Origin of the sequence: Neisseria sp. 20925_1_37 (genome assembly GCF_041433255.1) — a bacterium.
GTDB lineage: Bacteria > Pseudomonadota > Gammaproteobacteria > Burkholderiales > Neisseriaceae > Neisseria > Neisseria flavescens_D.
Genome location: NZ_JAPWBC010000003.1, coordinates 105,444 through 118,777 on the forward strand (window position 1 = coordinate 105,444; position 13,334 = coordinate 118,777).

General features: G+C 50.2%; 15 protein-coding genes. 8 read left to right on the forward strand and 7 right to left on the reverse strand.

Features of this window, described 5'->3' with window-relative positions; translation table 11 throughout:
- The 4 genes from nqrE to nqrM all read left to right on the forward strand — a co-directional run bounded on the left by nqrE (position 1) and on the right by nqrM (position 3,264).
- A complete protein-coding gene (nqrE, locus tag O3661_RS03320; RefSeq protein WP_137040100.1) occupies positions 1-594 on the forward strand; it encodes an NADH:ubiquinone reductase (Na(+)-transporting) subunit E in 594 nt (197 codons plus the stop codon).
- A 13-nt stretch (positions 595-607) separates the two neighbouring features.
- Positions 608-1,825, forward strand: coding sequence for an NADH:ubiquinone reductase (Na(+)-transporting) subunit F (gene nqrF / locus O3661_RS03325; protein WP_049352532.1), 1,218 nt, complete (start codon positions 608-610; stop codon positions 1,823-1,825).
- 132 nt (positions 1,826-1,957) lie between these two features.
- Entirely contained in the window at positions 1,958-3,025 is a 1,068-nt protein-coding gene (locus O3661_RS03330) for an FAD:protein FMN transferase (RefSeq protein WP_371492285.1), read from the forward strand.
- A 17-nt stretch (positions 3,026-3,042) separates the two neighbouring features.
- The gene (gene nqrM / locus O3661_RS03335; protein ID WP_371492286.1) at positions 3,043-3,264 is read left to right on the forward strand and encodes a (Na+)-NQR maturation NqrM; all 222 of its coding nucleotides are present in this window, start codon (positions 3,043-3,045) and stop codon (positions 3,262-3,264) included.
- Between the two features lie 231 nt (positions 3,265-3,495).
- Here nqrM and rpmG read toward each other — a convergent pair whose 3' ends face one another.
- The 6 genes from rpmG to O3661_RS03365 all read right to left on the reverse strand — a co-directional run bounded on the left by rpmG (position 3,496) and on the right by O3661_RS03365 (position 7,740).
- On the reverse strand, positions 3,496-3,651 hold the full coding sequence (gene rpmG / locus O3661_RS03340; protein ID WP_003684373.1) for a 50S ribosomal protein L33: 156 nt from the start codon (positions 3,649-3,651) through the stop codon (positions 3,496-3,498).
- 30 nt (positions 3,652-3,681) lie between these two features.
- On the reverse strand, positions 3,682-3,915 hold the full coding sequence (gene rpmB / locus O3661_RS03345; protein WP_002216391.1) for a 50S ribosomal protein L28: 234 nt from the start codon (positions 3,913-3,915) through the stop codon (positions 3,682-3,684).
- Between the two features lie 250 nt (positions 3,916-4,165).
- Positions 4,166-5,494, reverse strand: coding sequence for a branched-chain amino acid transport system II carrier protein (brnQ, locus tag O3661_RS03350; protein WP_371492287.1), 1,329 nt, complete (start codon positions 5,492-5,494; stop codon positions 4,166-4,168).
- Positions 5,491-6,393, reverse strand: a complete 903-nt coding sequence (locus O3661_RS03355; RefSeq protein WP_371492288.1) for a ScpA family protein — start codon at positions 6,391-6,393, stop codon at positions 5,491-5,493. Before O3661_RS03355 ends, brnQ begins: the two co-directional genes overlap by 4 nt.
- 92 nt (positions 6,394-6,485) lie before the next feature.
- Complete coding sequence (locus O3661_RS03360) at positions 6,486-6,953, reverse strand: hypothetical protein (RefSeq protein ID WP_371459816.1); 468 nt, start codon at positions 6,951-6,953, stop codon at positions 6,486-6,488.
- Positions 6,954-6,963: 10 nt separating this feature from the next.
- Positions 6,964-7,740, reverse strand: a complete 777-nt coding sequence (locus tag O3661_RS03365; protein WP_371492289.1) for a ThiF family adenylyltransferase — start codon at positions 7,738-7,740, stop codon at positions 6,964-6,966.
- Positions 7,741-7,926: 186 nt separating this feature from the next.
- Between O3661_RS03365 and O3661_RS03370 the strand changes: the two genes are divergently transcribed.
- Complete coding sequence (locus O3661_RS03370) at positions 7,927-8,391, forward strand: universal stress protein (protein ID WP_049333908.1); 465 nt, start codon at positions 7,927-7,929, stop codon at positions 8,389-8,391.
- Positions 8,392-8,469: 78 nt separating this feature from the next.
- Here O3661_RS03370 and hemL read toward each other — a convergent pair whose 3' ends face one another.
- On the reverse strand, positions 8,470-9,753 hold the full coding sequence (gene hemL / locus O3661_RS03375; protein ID WP_371492290.1) for a glutamate-1-semialdehyde 2,1-aminomutase: 1,284 nt from the start codon (positions 9,751-9,753) through the stop codon (positions 8,470-8,472).
- 198 nt (positions 9,754-9,951) lie between these two features.
- Between hemL and O3661_RS03380 the strand changes: the two genes are divergently transcribed.
- The 3 genes from O3661_RS03380 to O3661_RS03390 all read left to right on the forward strand — a co-directional run bounded on the left by O3661_RS03380 (position 9,952) and on the right by O3661_RS03390 (position 13,283).
- On the forward strand, positions 9,952-10,347 hold the full coding sequence (locus O3661_RS03380; RefSeq protein WP_049333912.1) for a hypothetical protein: 396 nt from the start codon (positions 9,952-9,954) through the stop codon (positions 10,345-10,347).
- Positions 10,348-10,420: 73 nt separating this feature from the next.
- Positions 10,421-11,743 carry a tRNA (N6-isopentenyl adenosine(37)-C2)-methylthiotransferase MiaB gene (gene miaB, locus O3661_RS03385; RefSeq protein ID WP_004519557.1) on the forward strand — a complete coding sequence of 441 codons (1,323 nt, stop codon included), beginning with the start codon at positions 10,421-10,423 and terminating at the stop codon, positions 11,741-11,743.
- 229 nt (positions 11,744-11,972) lie between these two features.
- The gene (locus O3661_RS03390; RefSeq protein WP_107848901.1) at positions 11,973-13,283 is read left to right on the forward strand and encodes an NCS2 family permease; all 1,311 of its coding nucleotides are present in this window, start codon (positions 11,973-11,975) and stop codon (positions 13,281-13,283) included.
- Positions 13,284-13,334 lie beyond the last annotated feature (51 nt).

Consider the following 13,334-nt stretch of genomic DNA (forward strand, 5'->3'; position numbering starts at 1 on the left):
ATGGAACATTACTTAAGCCTTTTTGTAAAATCCGTCTTTCTGGAAAACATGGCACTTTCCTTCTTCTTGGGGATGTGTACATTTTTGGCGGTATCTAAAAAAGTATCCACTGCATTCGGTTTGGGCGTTGCCGTTACTTTCGTACTCGGCCTGTCCGTCCCTGCCAACCAACTCGTTTACTCGCTGCTGAAAGACGGTGCGCTGGTAGAAGGCGTGGATTTGACCTTCCTGAAATTCATCACCTTCATCGGCGTGATTGCTGCTTTGGTGCAGATTCTGGAAATGTTCTTGGACAAATTCGTCCCTGCCCTCTACAACGCATTGGGTATCTACCTGCCCCTGATTACCGTAAACTGTGCGATTTTCGGTGCCGTATCGTTTATGGCGCAACGCGAATACAACTTCAGCGAGTCCGTTGTATACGGTTTCGGCGCAGGTTTGGGCTGGCTTTTGGCTATTGTCGCTTTGGCGGGCATTACCGAAAAAATGAAATATTCGGATGTCCCTAAAGGCCTCAAAGGCTTGGGCATTACCTTTATCGCCGCTGGCCTGATGGCAATGGCGTTTATGTCGTTCTCCGGCATCCAGTTATAAGAAAGGAATCGGCATGGAGATTATTTTAGGTATTGTGATGTTTACCGTCATCGTCTTGGTTTTGGCACTGATGATTCTGTTTGCCAAATCCAAGTTGGTGAGCGAAGGCGACATCACCATCAAAGTCAATAACGAAAAAGAGCTGACGATGCCTGCCGGCGGCAAACTGCTGGGTGCGCTTGCCAGCCAAGGTATCTTCGTTCCTTCCGCCTGCGGTGGCGGCGGCTCATGCGGTCAGTGCCGTGTTGTCGTGAAAAGCGGCGGCGGCGACATTCTGCCAACCGAGTTGTCCCACATCAGCAAACGCGAAGCGCGCGAAGGCTGCCGTCTGTCTTGTCAGGTCAACGTTAAAACCGACATGGACATCGAAGTACCGGAAGAAGTATTCGGCGTGAAGAAATGGGAATGTACTGTCATCTCCAATGACAACAAAGCAACGTTCATTAAAGAACTCAAGCTTGCCATTCCAGAAGGCGAAGAAGTTCCTTTCCGCGCCGGCGGCTACATTCAAATTGAAGCCCCTCCTCACACTGTTGCCTATAAAGACTTCGACATTCCTAAGGAATACCACGAAGACTGGGACAAATACAATCTGTGGCAATACGTTTCCAAAGTGGACGAGCCGATTTTGCGTGCCTACTCCATGGCTTCATATCCAGAAGAAAAAGGCATCATCATGCTGAACGTGCGTATCGCCACGCCGCCTCCGCGCGTACCTGATGCGCCTCCGGGACAAATGTCGTCTTACATCTGGTCGCTTAAACCCGGTGATAAAGTAACGATTTCCGGTCCGTTCGGCGAATTCTTCGCCAAAGATACCGATGCCGAAATGGTATTTATCGGCGGTGGTGCGGGTATGGCTCCGATGCGTTCCCACATTTTCGACCAGCTAAAACGTTTGAACTCCAAACGTAAGATTACCTTCTGGTATGGTGCACGTTCTAAACGCGAGATGTTCTATGTCGAAGACTTCGACCAACTCGCAGCAGAATTCCCGAACTTCACATGGCACGTCGCTCTGTCCGACCCATTGCCTGAAGACAACTGGGACGGTTACACAGGCTTCATTCACAACGTGGTTTACGAAAACCACCTGAAAAACCACGAAGCACCGGAAGACTGCGAATTCTACATGTGCGGCCCTCCAATCATGAACCAGTCCGTGATCAAAATGCTCAAAGACTTGGGCGTGGAAGACGAAAACATCCTTTTGGACGATTTCGGCGGCTAACAGACAAAAAGGAAGAAACTTCGGTTTCTTCCTTTTTTATTGCCAGGCCGTCTGAAAATCATACTTTCAGACGGCTTGAACCTTTCTTTTACGATACAATAAAGGCTTCAAAAAATAATCCGCAAATCCCTTATGCCGTTTCTTTCCCATTCGTTTTACCGTCCGATAATCGGCTACACCGTTGCCATCCTTTCCGCGCTCACACTCTCGGCCTGCCAACCTGAAAAACAACAAACCATTACCCTGCAAGGCGAGACTATGGGCACGACCTATACCGTCAAATATCTTTCAGACGGCCAAGACAAACTTCCCCCCCCTGCCGAAATACAAAAACGCATTGATGACACACTTAAAGAAGTCAATCGGCAAATGTCTACCTACCAAACCGATTCCGAAATCAGCCAATTCAACCAGCTGCGCACCGTCAATCAGGCCATGCCCATTTCCCAAGACTTTGCCTATGTGACCGGAGAAGCCTTGCGTTTAAACAAACTGACGCACGGCGCACTGGACGTAACCGTCGGCCCCTTGGTCAACCTTTGGGGATTCGGTCCGCAAAAAGAAATCACGCACGAACCGACTGCACAAGAAATCCAACATGCTTCAGAAATGGTCGGTACGGACAAACTCAAACTTTCCCAAGACGGACAGCAGCCTACACTGGCGAAAACCCATCCCGAAGTCTATTTAGACCTATCCTCCATCGCCAAAGGCTTTGGTGTAGATAAAACTGCCGCCGAACTTGAAAAACTCAATATCGGCAATTATTTGGTAGAAATCGGAGGCGAGTTGCATGGCAAAGGCCACAATGCGCAAGGCAACCCTTGGCGTATCGGCATCGAGCAGCCCAATATCGTTCAAGGCGGCGCCACCCAAATCACCATTCCATTGGACAATAAATCACTGGCCACGTCCGGCGACTACCGCATTTTCCATGTCGATAAGTCAGGCCGCCGTCTTTCCCATATCATCAACCCTAAAACAAAACAACCCATCAGCCACAACCTTGCTTCCATCAGCGTAGTCGCTGAAAACGCCACACTTGCAGACGGCCTTTCAACCGGCTTGTTCGTCCTCGGAGAAACCGAAGCACTTAAACTTGCCGAGCAAGAAAATCTCGCCGTTTTCCTTATCATCCGGACCCCGCAAGGCGGCTACCATACTAAAATGTCCAGCGCATTCAAGAAATTATTAAACTAACCTTCAGGAATACACACATGAAAACCATTCTTCTGACTTTCGGCATTTTTATCATTGTCATCCTCGGCATGGCAGTCGGCTATATCTTCTCCAAACGCACCATTAAAGGCAGCTGCGGCGGCATTTCCTCTCTCGGCATGAAGAAAATGTGCGATTGCGACACGCCATGCGATACCTTGCAAAAAGAGCTGGATAAAAAACAACATTCCGACAATCAAGGCATCAAGGTCGATCATTAAGTAGCTTTTTGAATGTTTATTCATGATTCAAGGCTGCTTATCCCCTATCAGGCCGTCTGAAAAATAAAAGAGCATAATCCTAATGGATACACGCTCTTTTATTTTGTCTCTTCCAAAGCAATACAAAAATATCTTGCATACACATTTGAAACAAGCCCCCCAAAAAAACCAATCAGAAAATAAAAAGAAAAGCTCCTGCAAAACAGGAGCTTTTTCTTGGAAGAAACTGGATTATTTCAATTTAGTTTCTTTGTAAATAACGTGTTTACGGGCTACTGGGTCAAATTTTTTGATTTCCAGTTTGCCAGGCATAGTACGTTTGTTTTTAGTAGTTGTGTAGAAGTGACCAGTACCAGCACTGGACTCCAGTTTGATTTTATCGCGCATTGCAGTAATCCTTAATTAATGGTGTTTAAATTAAGCTTCGCCGCGAGCACGCAAATCAGCCAATACGACATCAATGCCTACTTTATCGATGGTGCGCAATGCAGCGTTAGAAACGCGCAGGCGAACCCAGCGGTTTTCACTTTCTACCCAGAAACGACGTGATTGCAAGTTAGGCAAAAAACGACGTTTGGTTTTGTTGTTGGCGTGTGATACGTTATTGCCAGACATCGGGCGCTTACCGGTCACTTTGCAAACTCGTGCCATGGTTAGTCTCCAAACTTCTAAAATAGTAAAACGCGATTTATACCACGAAATCCGCCTTCAGTTCAAGTCATTTACTGAAAAAACGGGATTTGTGGAAATAAATCTTCTCAATATGTTGCATCTGCGAAACGGTATTTCGCAAAGCCTTAATTTTTCAATTATAACGGATTTCTTTGAAAAAATCATCTGTCGTTTGCGTGGTCGGCGAAATAAACAGGCCGTCTGAACATTTCAGACGGCCTGTTTATTGTCATGCTTTTTTCTTCAACGCCGCATTCAAAATGCAGCCGAGTATAAAGCAGGCTAAAGAGGGAACAACCCACCCTAAACCGATATTGTAAAACGGCAATGCGCGCTCGATGGCAGCCGCGGTTTCGGCATCAAATCCAAACGCGGCCTTATAAGCATCGAGCAAGCCGACCATAAGGGCCGCCATCATGGTACAGAAATAGACAATACGGCCGCCGTCAAACAGTTTATCTGTCAAGGCCAGCAGAATGATGACGATAGTCAGCGGATACAACAGCATCAACATAGGGATAGAAAACTGCAAAATCGCTGACAGACCTTTGTTGGACAACAGGATAGACACTACCGTATTCAGTATCACAAAGATTTTATAAGAAATACCCGGGCAAAGACGGTTGAAATATTCGGCGCATGAAGTAATCAAGCCAACAGCCGTACTCAGACAGGCAAGCAACACCATGACGCCAAGCAACACAATACCGGCCGTACCGAAATAGTGCTGTGCGGTTTTAGACAAAACCGACGCGCCGTTTTCCTGCAAGCCGATACCGGCCACACCTGTCGCACCCATATAGCCGATAAACAGGTAAACCACTGCCAAACAAGAAGCCGCCAACACGCCCGAAATCGTCGTTGTCTTCAGCAAGTCCGCGCGGTTGTCCACGCCCATGGCGCGAACGGCATCGATGACGATAATGGCAAACACCAGCGAAGCCAGCGCGTCCATGGTGCCGTAGCCTTCCAAAATACCTTTAACCAACGGATGAGTAGCAAAATCGCCTTGCGCCGCCTGCGGCATACCCATCGGGTTAATAGCGGCATAGCCGACCAATATTGCAATTGCCAGCAACAAAACGGGCGTAAGGATTTTACCGATACGGTCAACCAGCTTACCCGGAGAAATCGACAGCCAATAAGTCATGCCGAAAAACACCAGGCTGAATACGGCCAATGCGATATTTTTCCAAGATTCATCAATGAAAGGAGAAATTGCAGTTTCAAAAGACACCGTTGCCGTACGCGGCATGGCAAACAAGGGGCCGATTGCCAGATAAAGCGCAGCGGCAAAAGTCACGCCGTACCAAGGCGCAACACGGGAAGCCAGCGCTTCCACATCGCGCGAGCCGGAATAGCCGACGGCAATCACGCCCAGCAATGGCAACCCCGCCCCGGTCAACAAAAAGCCGAACATTGCTGAAAGCCAATTTTCGCCGGCCTGCTGCCCCAAATAAGCAGGGTAAATTAAGTTACCCGCGCCAAAAAACAGCGCAAACAGCATCAAGCCCACCGCCCATAAAGAGGCCTTACTGCGACTTGTCGTCGAATTCATCTTAAATTCTCTTTTTCCAAATACCCATTATCGGTTTCATCGGCTTCAAGGCCGTCTGAAAGCATTTTGGCTTCATTTGTTTCCAAACCGTCTTTCAGGCTGATTTCGATTTCACCATAATTTTCCGGCTGTACGATACGCACCAAGCCTTCTTTAGCCAATTCCAGCAATGCAATAAAATTGACTACCACATATGTCGCACCCTGCTCCGGCTTAAACAAATCGCTAAACTTGCTGATGCCGCTTTCGTTCAAGCGACGCAAAATCGCCGTCATCTGCGCGCGCACGGAAATGGTTTCCCGCACCACTTCATGACTGCGCGTATGCTTGGCACGCGACAAAATACCCAACCAAGCCTGCGTCAAATCGGCAACGTACACTTCCGGCAACTTCGCTTCGACCGCAATTTCCAGCGGCAAATACGCCCAAGCAAAATCACGTCCGGCACGCGGCAACGCATCCAAGCCCTGAGCCGCCAGCTTCATCTGTTCGTAAGCCAACAGACGGCGCACCAACTCGGCACGCGGATCCGCCTCTTCATCCTCAACTTCTTCAGGACGCGGCAACAGCAGGCGCGATTTAATTTCAATCAACATCGCCGCCATCAGCAGGTATTCTGCCGCCAAATCAAACTGATACGCTTCCATTTGGGCAATATAGTGCAGATACTGCTCGGTAATCTTCACCATCGGAATATCGAGGACATCGATATTTTGCTTGCGGATAAGGTACAGCAGCAAATCCAACGGCCCTTGGAAGCTGCTCAATACCACCTTCAACGCATCAGGCGGAATAAACAAATCCTGCGGCACATCGGTAACAGGCTGACCGAACACCCACGCAACGGTATGTTCAGACGGCGTTGCGGCAGTAGAAGAAATAAGGTGTTCTGAAGACATGGTTAAAGGGTCTTTTTCTTTTTAAGTTTAGTAAGAAGTTTCATCAACAACAGGCCGTCTGAAACAAGGACGACCCGTTTTTAATATAAAAATCAGCGTTTTTTACGATTGATTTGCAAAGAAACAATGGCGACGGCAAATGTCTGAGCCAAGGCCATACCCAACAGCGGCAGGCTGGCGAAAACCGTACCCGTCAGTACCGAGCCGATATCTCGGGACAACACAAAACCATCCCTCGCAAGCATCGCCACCATCAAAGCCAACAGCAGCAAACTTTCGCAGCCGACCAAAAACCAAATCATTTTAACCGAACGGCGTTTGCGCCATTTCATGATACCGGCGTGCAAAAGGCTGAAGATCACGATGGACAGAAACGGATAAAGAAAAGTGGTGAATGGGCGGTTATAACCGCTTTGCACACACAAATAATCGCTGGGTAACGTATTGCATTCCATCACATCGAGAAACATCGGATCGACGGCATACATCAACACACCGAACCATACCGCATAAATCAGGCTGGCGATAAAGTAGGCTTTAAAAAATCGGTTCTTACCCATTTCCTACCCCTCACTTCCGCCCCGCGATATGCTCCACCGCCGCCTGCGCACAATACAATCCAAACGAAGCCGTCACCAGCATACTCGCACCGTAGCCCGCGCAGGACAAACCTTGTGGCGCGGCATCGGTCGAACATGCTTCGCCGGATTGCGGCGGCGTAATATTCTCGGTTGAATAAACGCAAGGCACGCGCATTTTTTCTTTGGTATCGCGGCTGAAGCCGTAGCGTTTGCGCAAGGTATAGCGCAAATTGGAAAGCAGCGGGTCATGGGTAACGCGGCTCAAATCGGCGGTTTGGATCAAAGACGGATTTTTCTGTCCGCCCGCGCCGCCGCTGATAATAAACGGTTGTTTATGTTGCACGAAATATGCCGCCATCGCCGCTTTGACACGGATTTGATCAATGGCGTCGATGACAAAATCAAAAGGCCGTCTGAAAAGCTCGTCCAGATTGTCTTCGGTCACAAAATCTTCGATTTCCGTCACTTCGCATTGCGGATTGATTTGGGCAATGCGTTCGCGCAAAGCGGTAACTTTTGCCTTACCGAAATCATCGGTCAAAGCGTGCAACTGGCGGTTGACATTGGACTCGGCAACGTTGTCCAAATCAATCAGCGTTAAACGACCGATACCGCTCCTCGCCAAAGCCTCCACTGCCCACGAGCCGACACCGCCGACACCTACCACGCACACATGCGCACGCGAAAAGCGCGCCAGTGCTTCGTCTCCGTAAAGTCTGGCAATGCCGCCAAAGCGGCGCGAAGAAAGAAAAGCGGCGTCCTGCATAAGTAACCTTGTGATATATCAATAAATTAATGAAAAACGCCACAGGCGATTCGGATAGACATTATACTTGAAAGCAGATGGGCTGTTGTACCCGCCCGAAAGAGTTTATAATCGTTTCACATTCAGACAAGTTCTGATTTCATATTAAACGAAAGTGCCGCTACTCGGCGCAAAAGGAGAATAAATATGTACAAACATCTGGTTGTAGCCGTTGACGGTAGCGAGACCTCCCTCAATGCATTGAAACACGCCGCCGAACTGGCAAGCCTCAACAAAGCCCAACTGACTTTGGTTCACGTTGCCAACCCTGCCGAATACATGGCTTTGGCTCCTGAATTCCTGCAACACGAAAGCTACGAAGCCGCCGCAGTGGCCCAAGGTAACGAAGTTTTGGATTTCGCAGAAAAAACAGCGCGTGAAAACGGCGTTGAAAACATCGTGAAACATCTGTTGGTCGCCAACAAAGGCGCGCGCGAAATGGCTCAAGACTTGGTTGACTACGCCGACAACAACGGCGCAGACCTGCTGGTACTCGGCACACACGGCCGCACCGGCCTGATGCACCTGCTGATGGGCAGCTTCGCCGAAACCGTAATGCGCCAAAGCCACCTGCCTCTGCTGATTATCCGCAGCAAAGCAGAAGAAGCATAATCAAGCATTGATTTAAAATAGCGAAAGGCCGTCTGAATATTTTTCAGACGGCCTTTTTTCACATAACAGCTTCAGCTTTTATTTCGCCATTTCTTTGAACACTTCGTGTGCCGCAGCAATGGTTTCGTCAATCAGCTCGGGCGTATGCGCGGCGGAAACAAAGCCGGCTTCATAAGCGGACGGACCGAATGCAACATTGCGGTCGAGCATACCGTGGAAGAAATGTTTGAAATCTTCAATATTGGAATGCGCCATATCGGCGTAGTTTTGCGGTGCATGGTTGGCAAAATACAAGCCGAACATGCCGCCCACGCTGTCCGCCGTAAATTCAACGCCGTGCGCTTTAGCCGCGTCGGCCATACCGTTGGCAAGGCGTTGGGTCAGGGCAGTCAGGTTTTCATAGAAGCCTTCGCGCTGAATAATTTCCAGCGTTTTCAAACCGGCCGCAACCGCAATCGGATTGCCGGACAATGTACCTGCCTGATACACGCCGCCCAACGGGGAAATGCATTCCATAATGTCTTTACGGCCGCCGAACGCCGCCAAAGGCATGCCGCCGCCGATCACTTTGCCCATAGTGGTCAAATCGGGTTTGATGCCGTGCAAAGATTGCGCACCGCCCAGCGCCACGCGGAAGCCGGTCATCACTTCGTCGTAAATCAACACGGCACCGTGTTTTTCAGTCAATTCGCGCAAGGCTTTGACAAAGGCTTCAGACGGCCTAACCAGATTCATATTGCCGACAAATGGCTCCAAAATCACGCAGGCAATGTCATTGCCGCTTTGTGCAAAGGCTTCTTCCAGTTGGGCGATATTGTTGTACTCGAGTACCAAAGTGTGTTTGGTAAAGTCGGCAGGCACACCGGCGGAAGAAGGATTGCCAAACGTCAGCAGACCGCTACCTGCTTTTACCAACAGGCTGTCGGAATGGCCGTGGTAGCAGCCTTCAAACTTGATGATTTTGTCGCGGCCGGTAAAACCGCGTGCCAAACGAATGGCGGTCATCGTTGCTTCCGTGCCGGAGCTGACAAGGCGCAGCTGCTCGACGGACGGCATGATTTTGGCGATTTCTTCGGCAATGACAATTTCACCTTCAGTTGGCGCACCAAACGACAAACCGCCCAATGCTGCTTTGCGCACGGCTTCAATGACTTCAGGATGGGCGTGGCCGACAATCGCAGGGCCCCAAGAACCGACATAGTCGGTATAACGCGTGCCGTTTTCGTCCCAAACATACGCGCCTTCTGCCTTTTTGATAAAGCGTGGCACACCGCCAACGCTGCCGAATGCGCGCACAGGAGAGTTCACGCCGCCGGGAATAATGGCTTTGGCGCGGTTGAACAAGCTTTCATTACGGTTCATGGTCAATTCTTTCGTAAGAGGTCGTCTGAAAATCAAATCGGTGCCATTTTAACACCAAATCCTTTTCAGACGGCCCAAGCTTCAAAATAAGAATCGGGCGCAAAATCAAAATTATTCTTTAAAAACAAACACTCTATCCACATTTTTCCTGCTTGTGCTATAATCCGCGACCTATTGAAACAATAAAAGAAAAGCATCATGTTACGCGGATTCATACTCAGCCTCGCCCTTTTGGCGTCCTCCCTCGTCCATGCACAACGCAGCCTGCCTGACGATATGGACGTGGCCGTTTTAAAGACTGTCGATTTGCCGTATCTGAAAGTCAGCAAAGGCGGTTTTTCTTGGACGCGCCTGCTAACCTTGGGCATTGTGGACGGCAACGCGGCCAAACTGCAAATCACCCGCTTCACCAAAATCCACGATGAAAACGACCGTTTCATCCCTATGGGCCGCCTGCTGAATCAAACCGGCAAAGCCGTTGCGTTCAAATACAACGAAGAGAGCCGCCTCGTCCGCGAAATCTGGATTTTGACCGACGCCGAAGCCGACAGGTTCATCGAACACGCCAAAAAGCAGAAAAAGGCGGAAGAATAATTTTTCAGACGGCCCGAGTATTTCACAGGCCGTCTGAACCCTTTTACAACAAGCCAATCAATCAAAACAAACCATGAAAAAAGTATTTATCCGCACCTTCGGGTGCCAAATGAACGAGTACGACAGCGAAAAAATGCTGTCCGTCCTCGCCGAAGAACACGGCGGCATTGAGCAGGTTACCCAACCTGACGACGCCGACATCATCTTGTTCAACACCTGCTCCGTGCGTGAAAAAGCGCAAGAAAAAGTCTTCTCCGACTTGGGTCGCGTCCGCCCGCTCAAAGAGAAAAACCCAAACGTAATCATCGGCGTTGCCGGCTGCGTTGCCTCTCAAGAAGGCGAAAACATCGTCAAACGCGCTCCGTATGTGGACGTGGTTTTCGGCCCGCAAACACTACACCGCCTGCCCAAACTCATCGTCGACAAAGAAACCACCGGCCTGTCTCAAATCGACATTTCCTTCCCCGAAATCGAGAAATTCGACCACCTGCCGCCTGCGCGCGTAGAAGGCGGCTCGGCATTCATTTCCATTATGGAAGGCTGTTCCAAATACTGCTCTTACTGCGTCGTCCCTTATACCCGCGGCGAAGAATTCTCCCGCCCGCTCAACGACGTATTGACTGAAATTGCCGGTTTGGCGCAACAAGGCGTTAAAGAAATCAACCTCTTAGGCCAAAACGTCAATGCCTATCGCGGCGAAATGGAAAACGGCGAAATCTGCGACTTTGCCACCTTGTTGCGCATCGTCCACGAAATTCCGGGCATCGAACGCCTGCGCTTTACCACCAGCCATCCGCGCGAATTTACCGACGCGATTATCGAGTGCTACCGCGACCTGCCCAAGCTGGTTTCCCACCTGCACCTGCCGATTCAAAGCGGTTCCGACCGCGTATTGAGTGCGATGAAACGCGGCTACACCGCCTTGGAATACAAATCCATCATCCGCAAACTGCGCGCCATCCGTCCTGATTTATGCCTCAGCTCCGACTTTATCGTCGGCTTCCCGGGCGAAACCGAGCGCGAGTTCGAGCAAACCTTGAAACTGGTCAAAGACATTGCCTTTGACTTGAGCTTCGTCTTTATTTACAGTCCGCGCCCCGGTACGCCCGCTGCCAACCTGCACGACGACACACCGCACGAAGAAAAAGTGCGCCGCCTCGAAGCTTTGAACGAAGTCATCGAAGCCGAAACCGCGCGCATCAACCAAACCATGGTCGGCACGGTTCAACGTTGCTTAGTCGAAGGCATTTCCAAAAAAGACCCCGACCAACTGCAAGCCCGTACCGCCAACAACCGCGTGGTCAACTTTACCGGCACACCCGACATGATCAACCAAATGATCGATTTGGAAATCACCGAAGCCTACACCTTCTCCCTGAAAGGCAAACCGGTATAAGCACACACAAACAAAGGCCGTCTGAAACTGTTCAGACGGCCTTTATCTTGGTTTGGCACGGCATTATCTGATTCATGTATTTTTATTACCCGAACAAAAGGCTTTTCAGTATAATACCGCCCGAAAATTCCCTTATCTGTTGAGAAGTTAAGGCCAAAAACCAAACTTTTTGCAGACCAATCCGACGATGCCGTCCCGCAAGCGGCTTTCCCAAAAGGAATATTTTTAAATGAGTTCTTCAAATCAAAGCGTTTTGGAACGATTGTTCAACCTGAGTGCCAATCAGACCAACGTCCGCACTGAAATCATGGCCGGTTTGACCACCTTCCTCGCCATGTGTTACATCATCATCGTCAACCCCCTGATTTTGGGCGAAACCGGCATGGATATGGGCGCAGTATTTGTGGCCACCTGTATCGCCTCCGCCATCGGCTGTTTCGTGATGGGCTTTGTCGGCAACTACCCGATCGCCCTTGCGCCGGGCATGGGCTTGAACGCCTACTTTACCTTTGCCGTCGTCAAAGGCATGGGCGTGGACTGGCGTGTGGCTTTGGGTGCCGTTTTCATTTCCGGCATCATTTTCATCCTGTTCAGCTTCTTTAAAGTGCGTGAAATGCTGGTCAACGCGCTGCCTATGGGCTTGAAAATGTCGATTGCCGCAGGTATCGGCCTCTTCTTGGCATTGATTGCACTCAAAGGCGCAGGTGTGATTGTGGCCAATCCTGCCACATTGGTCGGCTTGGGCGACATCCACCAGCCTACCGCCCTGCTGGCGATGGCAGGCTTTGTCATGGTGGTTGCACTCGGCCACTTCCGCGTCAAAGGCTCCATCATCATTACCATTCTGACGCTGACCGCCATCTCCACCGTCTTGGGCTTGAGCGAGTTCAAAGGCGTAGTCGGCGAAGTCCCAAGCATTGCGCCGACTTTCATGCAGATGGACTTCAAAGGCTTGTTTACCGTCAGCATGGTCAGCGTGATTTTTGTATTCTTCCTGGTTGACCTGTTTGACTCTACCGGCACCTTGGTCGGCGTTTCCCACCGCGCAGGCCTGTTGCAAGACGGCAAACTACCGCGTTTGAAACGCGCCCTGCTTGCCGACTCAACCGCCATCGTCGCCGGCGCCGCCTTGGGTACTTCTTCCACTACCCCTTACGTTGAAAGCGCGGCAGGTGTTTCTGCCGGCGGCCGCACCGGCCTGACTGCCGTTACCGTCGGCGTACTGATGCTGGCCTGTCTGATTTTCTCCCCGCTGGTTCAAAGCATTCCTGCATTCGCTACCGCACCCGCTCTGCTCTATGTTGGCGCGCAAATGTTGCGCAGCGCGCGCGAAATCGATTGGGACGACATGACCGAAGCCGCACCGGCATTCCTGACCATCGTCTTCATGCCGTTTACCTACTCGATTGCCGATGGTATTGCGTTCGGCTTTATCAGCTACGCACTTATCAAACTCTTGTGCAACCGCACCCAAGACGTACCGCCTATGGTATGGATTGTCGCCGTGTTGTGGGCATTGAAATTCTGGTTCTTGGGTTAAACCGCTCAAAAGAACAGGCCGTCTGAAAAGTTTTCAGACGGCCTATTTTAT

Excerpts from the sequence above, each read along its gene's own strand:
- nqrE (WP_137040100.1), top strand. The coding sequence starts at position 1 with ATGGAACATTACTTAAGCCTTTTTGTAAAATCCGTCTTTCTGGAAAAC.
- nqrF (WP_049352532.1), top strand. The coding sequence starts at position 608 with ATGGAGATTATTTTAGGTATTGTGATGTTTACCGTCATCGTCTTGGTT.
- O3661_RS03330 (WP_371492285.1), top strand. The coding sequence starts at position 1,958 with ATGCCGTTTCTTTCCCATTCGTTTTACCGTCCGATAATCGGCTACACC.
- nqrM (WP_371492286.1), top strand. The coding sequence starts at position 3,043 with ATGAAAACCATTCTTCTGACTTTCGGCATTTTTATCATTGTCATCCTC.
- rpmG (WP_003684373.1), bottom strand. The coding sequence starts at position 3,651 with ATGCGCGATAAAATCAAACTGGAGTCCAGTGCTGGTACTGGTCACTTC.
- rpmB (WP_002216391.1), bottom strand. The coding sequence starts at position 3,915 with ATGGCACGAGTTTGCAAAGTGACCGGTAAGCGCCCGATGTCTGGCAAT.
- brnQ (WP_371492287.1), bottom strand. The coding sequence starts at position 5,494 with ATGAATTCGACGACAAGTCGCAGTAAGGCCTCTTTATGGGCGGTGGGC.
- O3661_RS03355 (WP_371492288.1), bottom strand. The coding sequence starts at position 6,393 with ATGTCTTCAGAACACCTTATTTCTTCTACTGCCGCAACGCCGTCTGAA.
- O3661_RS03360 (WP_371459816.1), bottom strand. The coding sequence starts at position 6,953 with ATGGGTAAGAACCGATTTTTTAAAGCCTACTTTATCGCCAGCCTGATT.
- O3661_RS03365 (WP_371492289.1), bottom strand. The coding sequence starts at position 7,740 with ATGCAGGACGCCGCTTTTCTTTCTTCGCGCCGCTTTGGCGGCATTGCC.
- O3661_RS03370 (WP_049333908.1), top strand. The coding sequence starts at position 7,927 with ATGTACAAACATCTGGTTGTAGCCGTTGACGGTAGCGAGACCTCCCTC.
- hemL (WP_371492290.1), bottom strand. The coding sequence starts at position 9,753 with ATGAACCGTAATGAAAGCTTGTTCAACCGCGCCAAAGCCATTATTCCC.
- O3661_RS03380 (WP_049333912.1), top strand. The coding sequence starts at position 9,952 with ATGTTACGCGGATTCATACTCAGCCTCGCCCTTTTGGCGTCCTCCCTC.
- miaB (WP_004519557.1), top strand. The coding sequence starts at position 10,421 with ATGAAAAAAGTATTTATCCGCACCTTCGGGTGCCAAATGAACGAGTAC.
- O3661_RS03390 (WP_107848901.1), top strand. The coding sequence starts at position 11,973 with ATGAGTTCTTCAAATCAAAGCGTTTTGGAACGATTGTTCAACCTGAGT.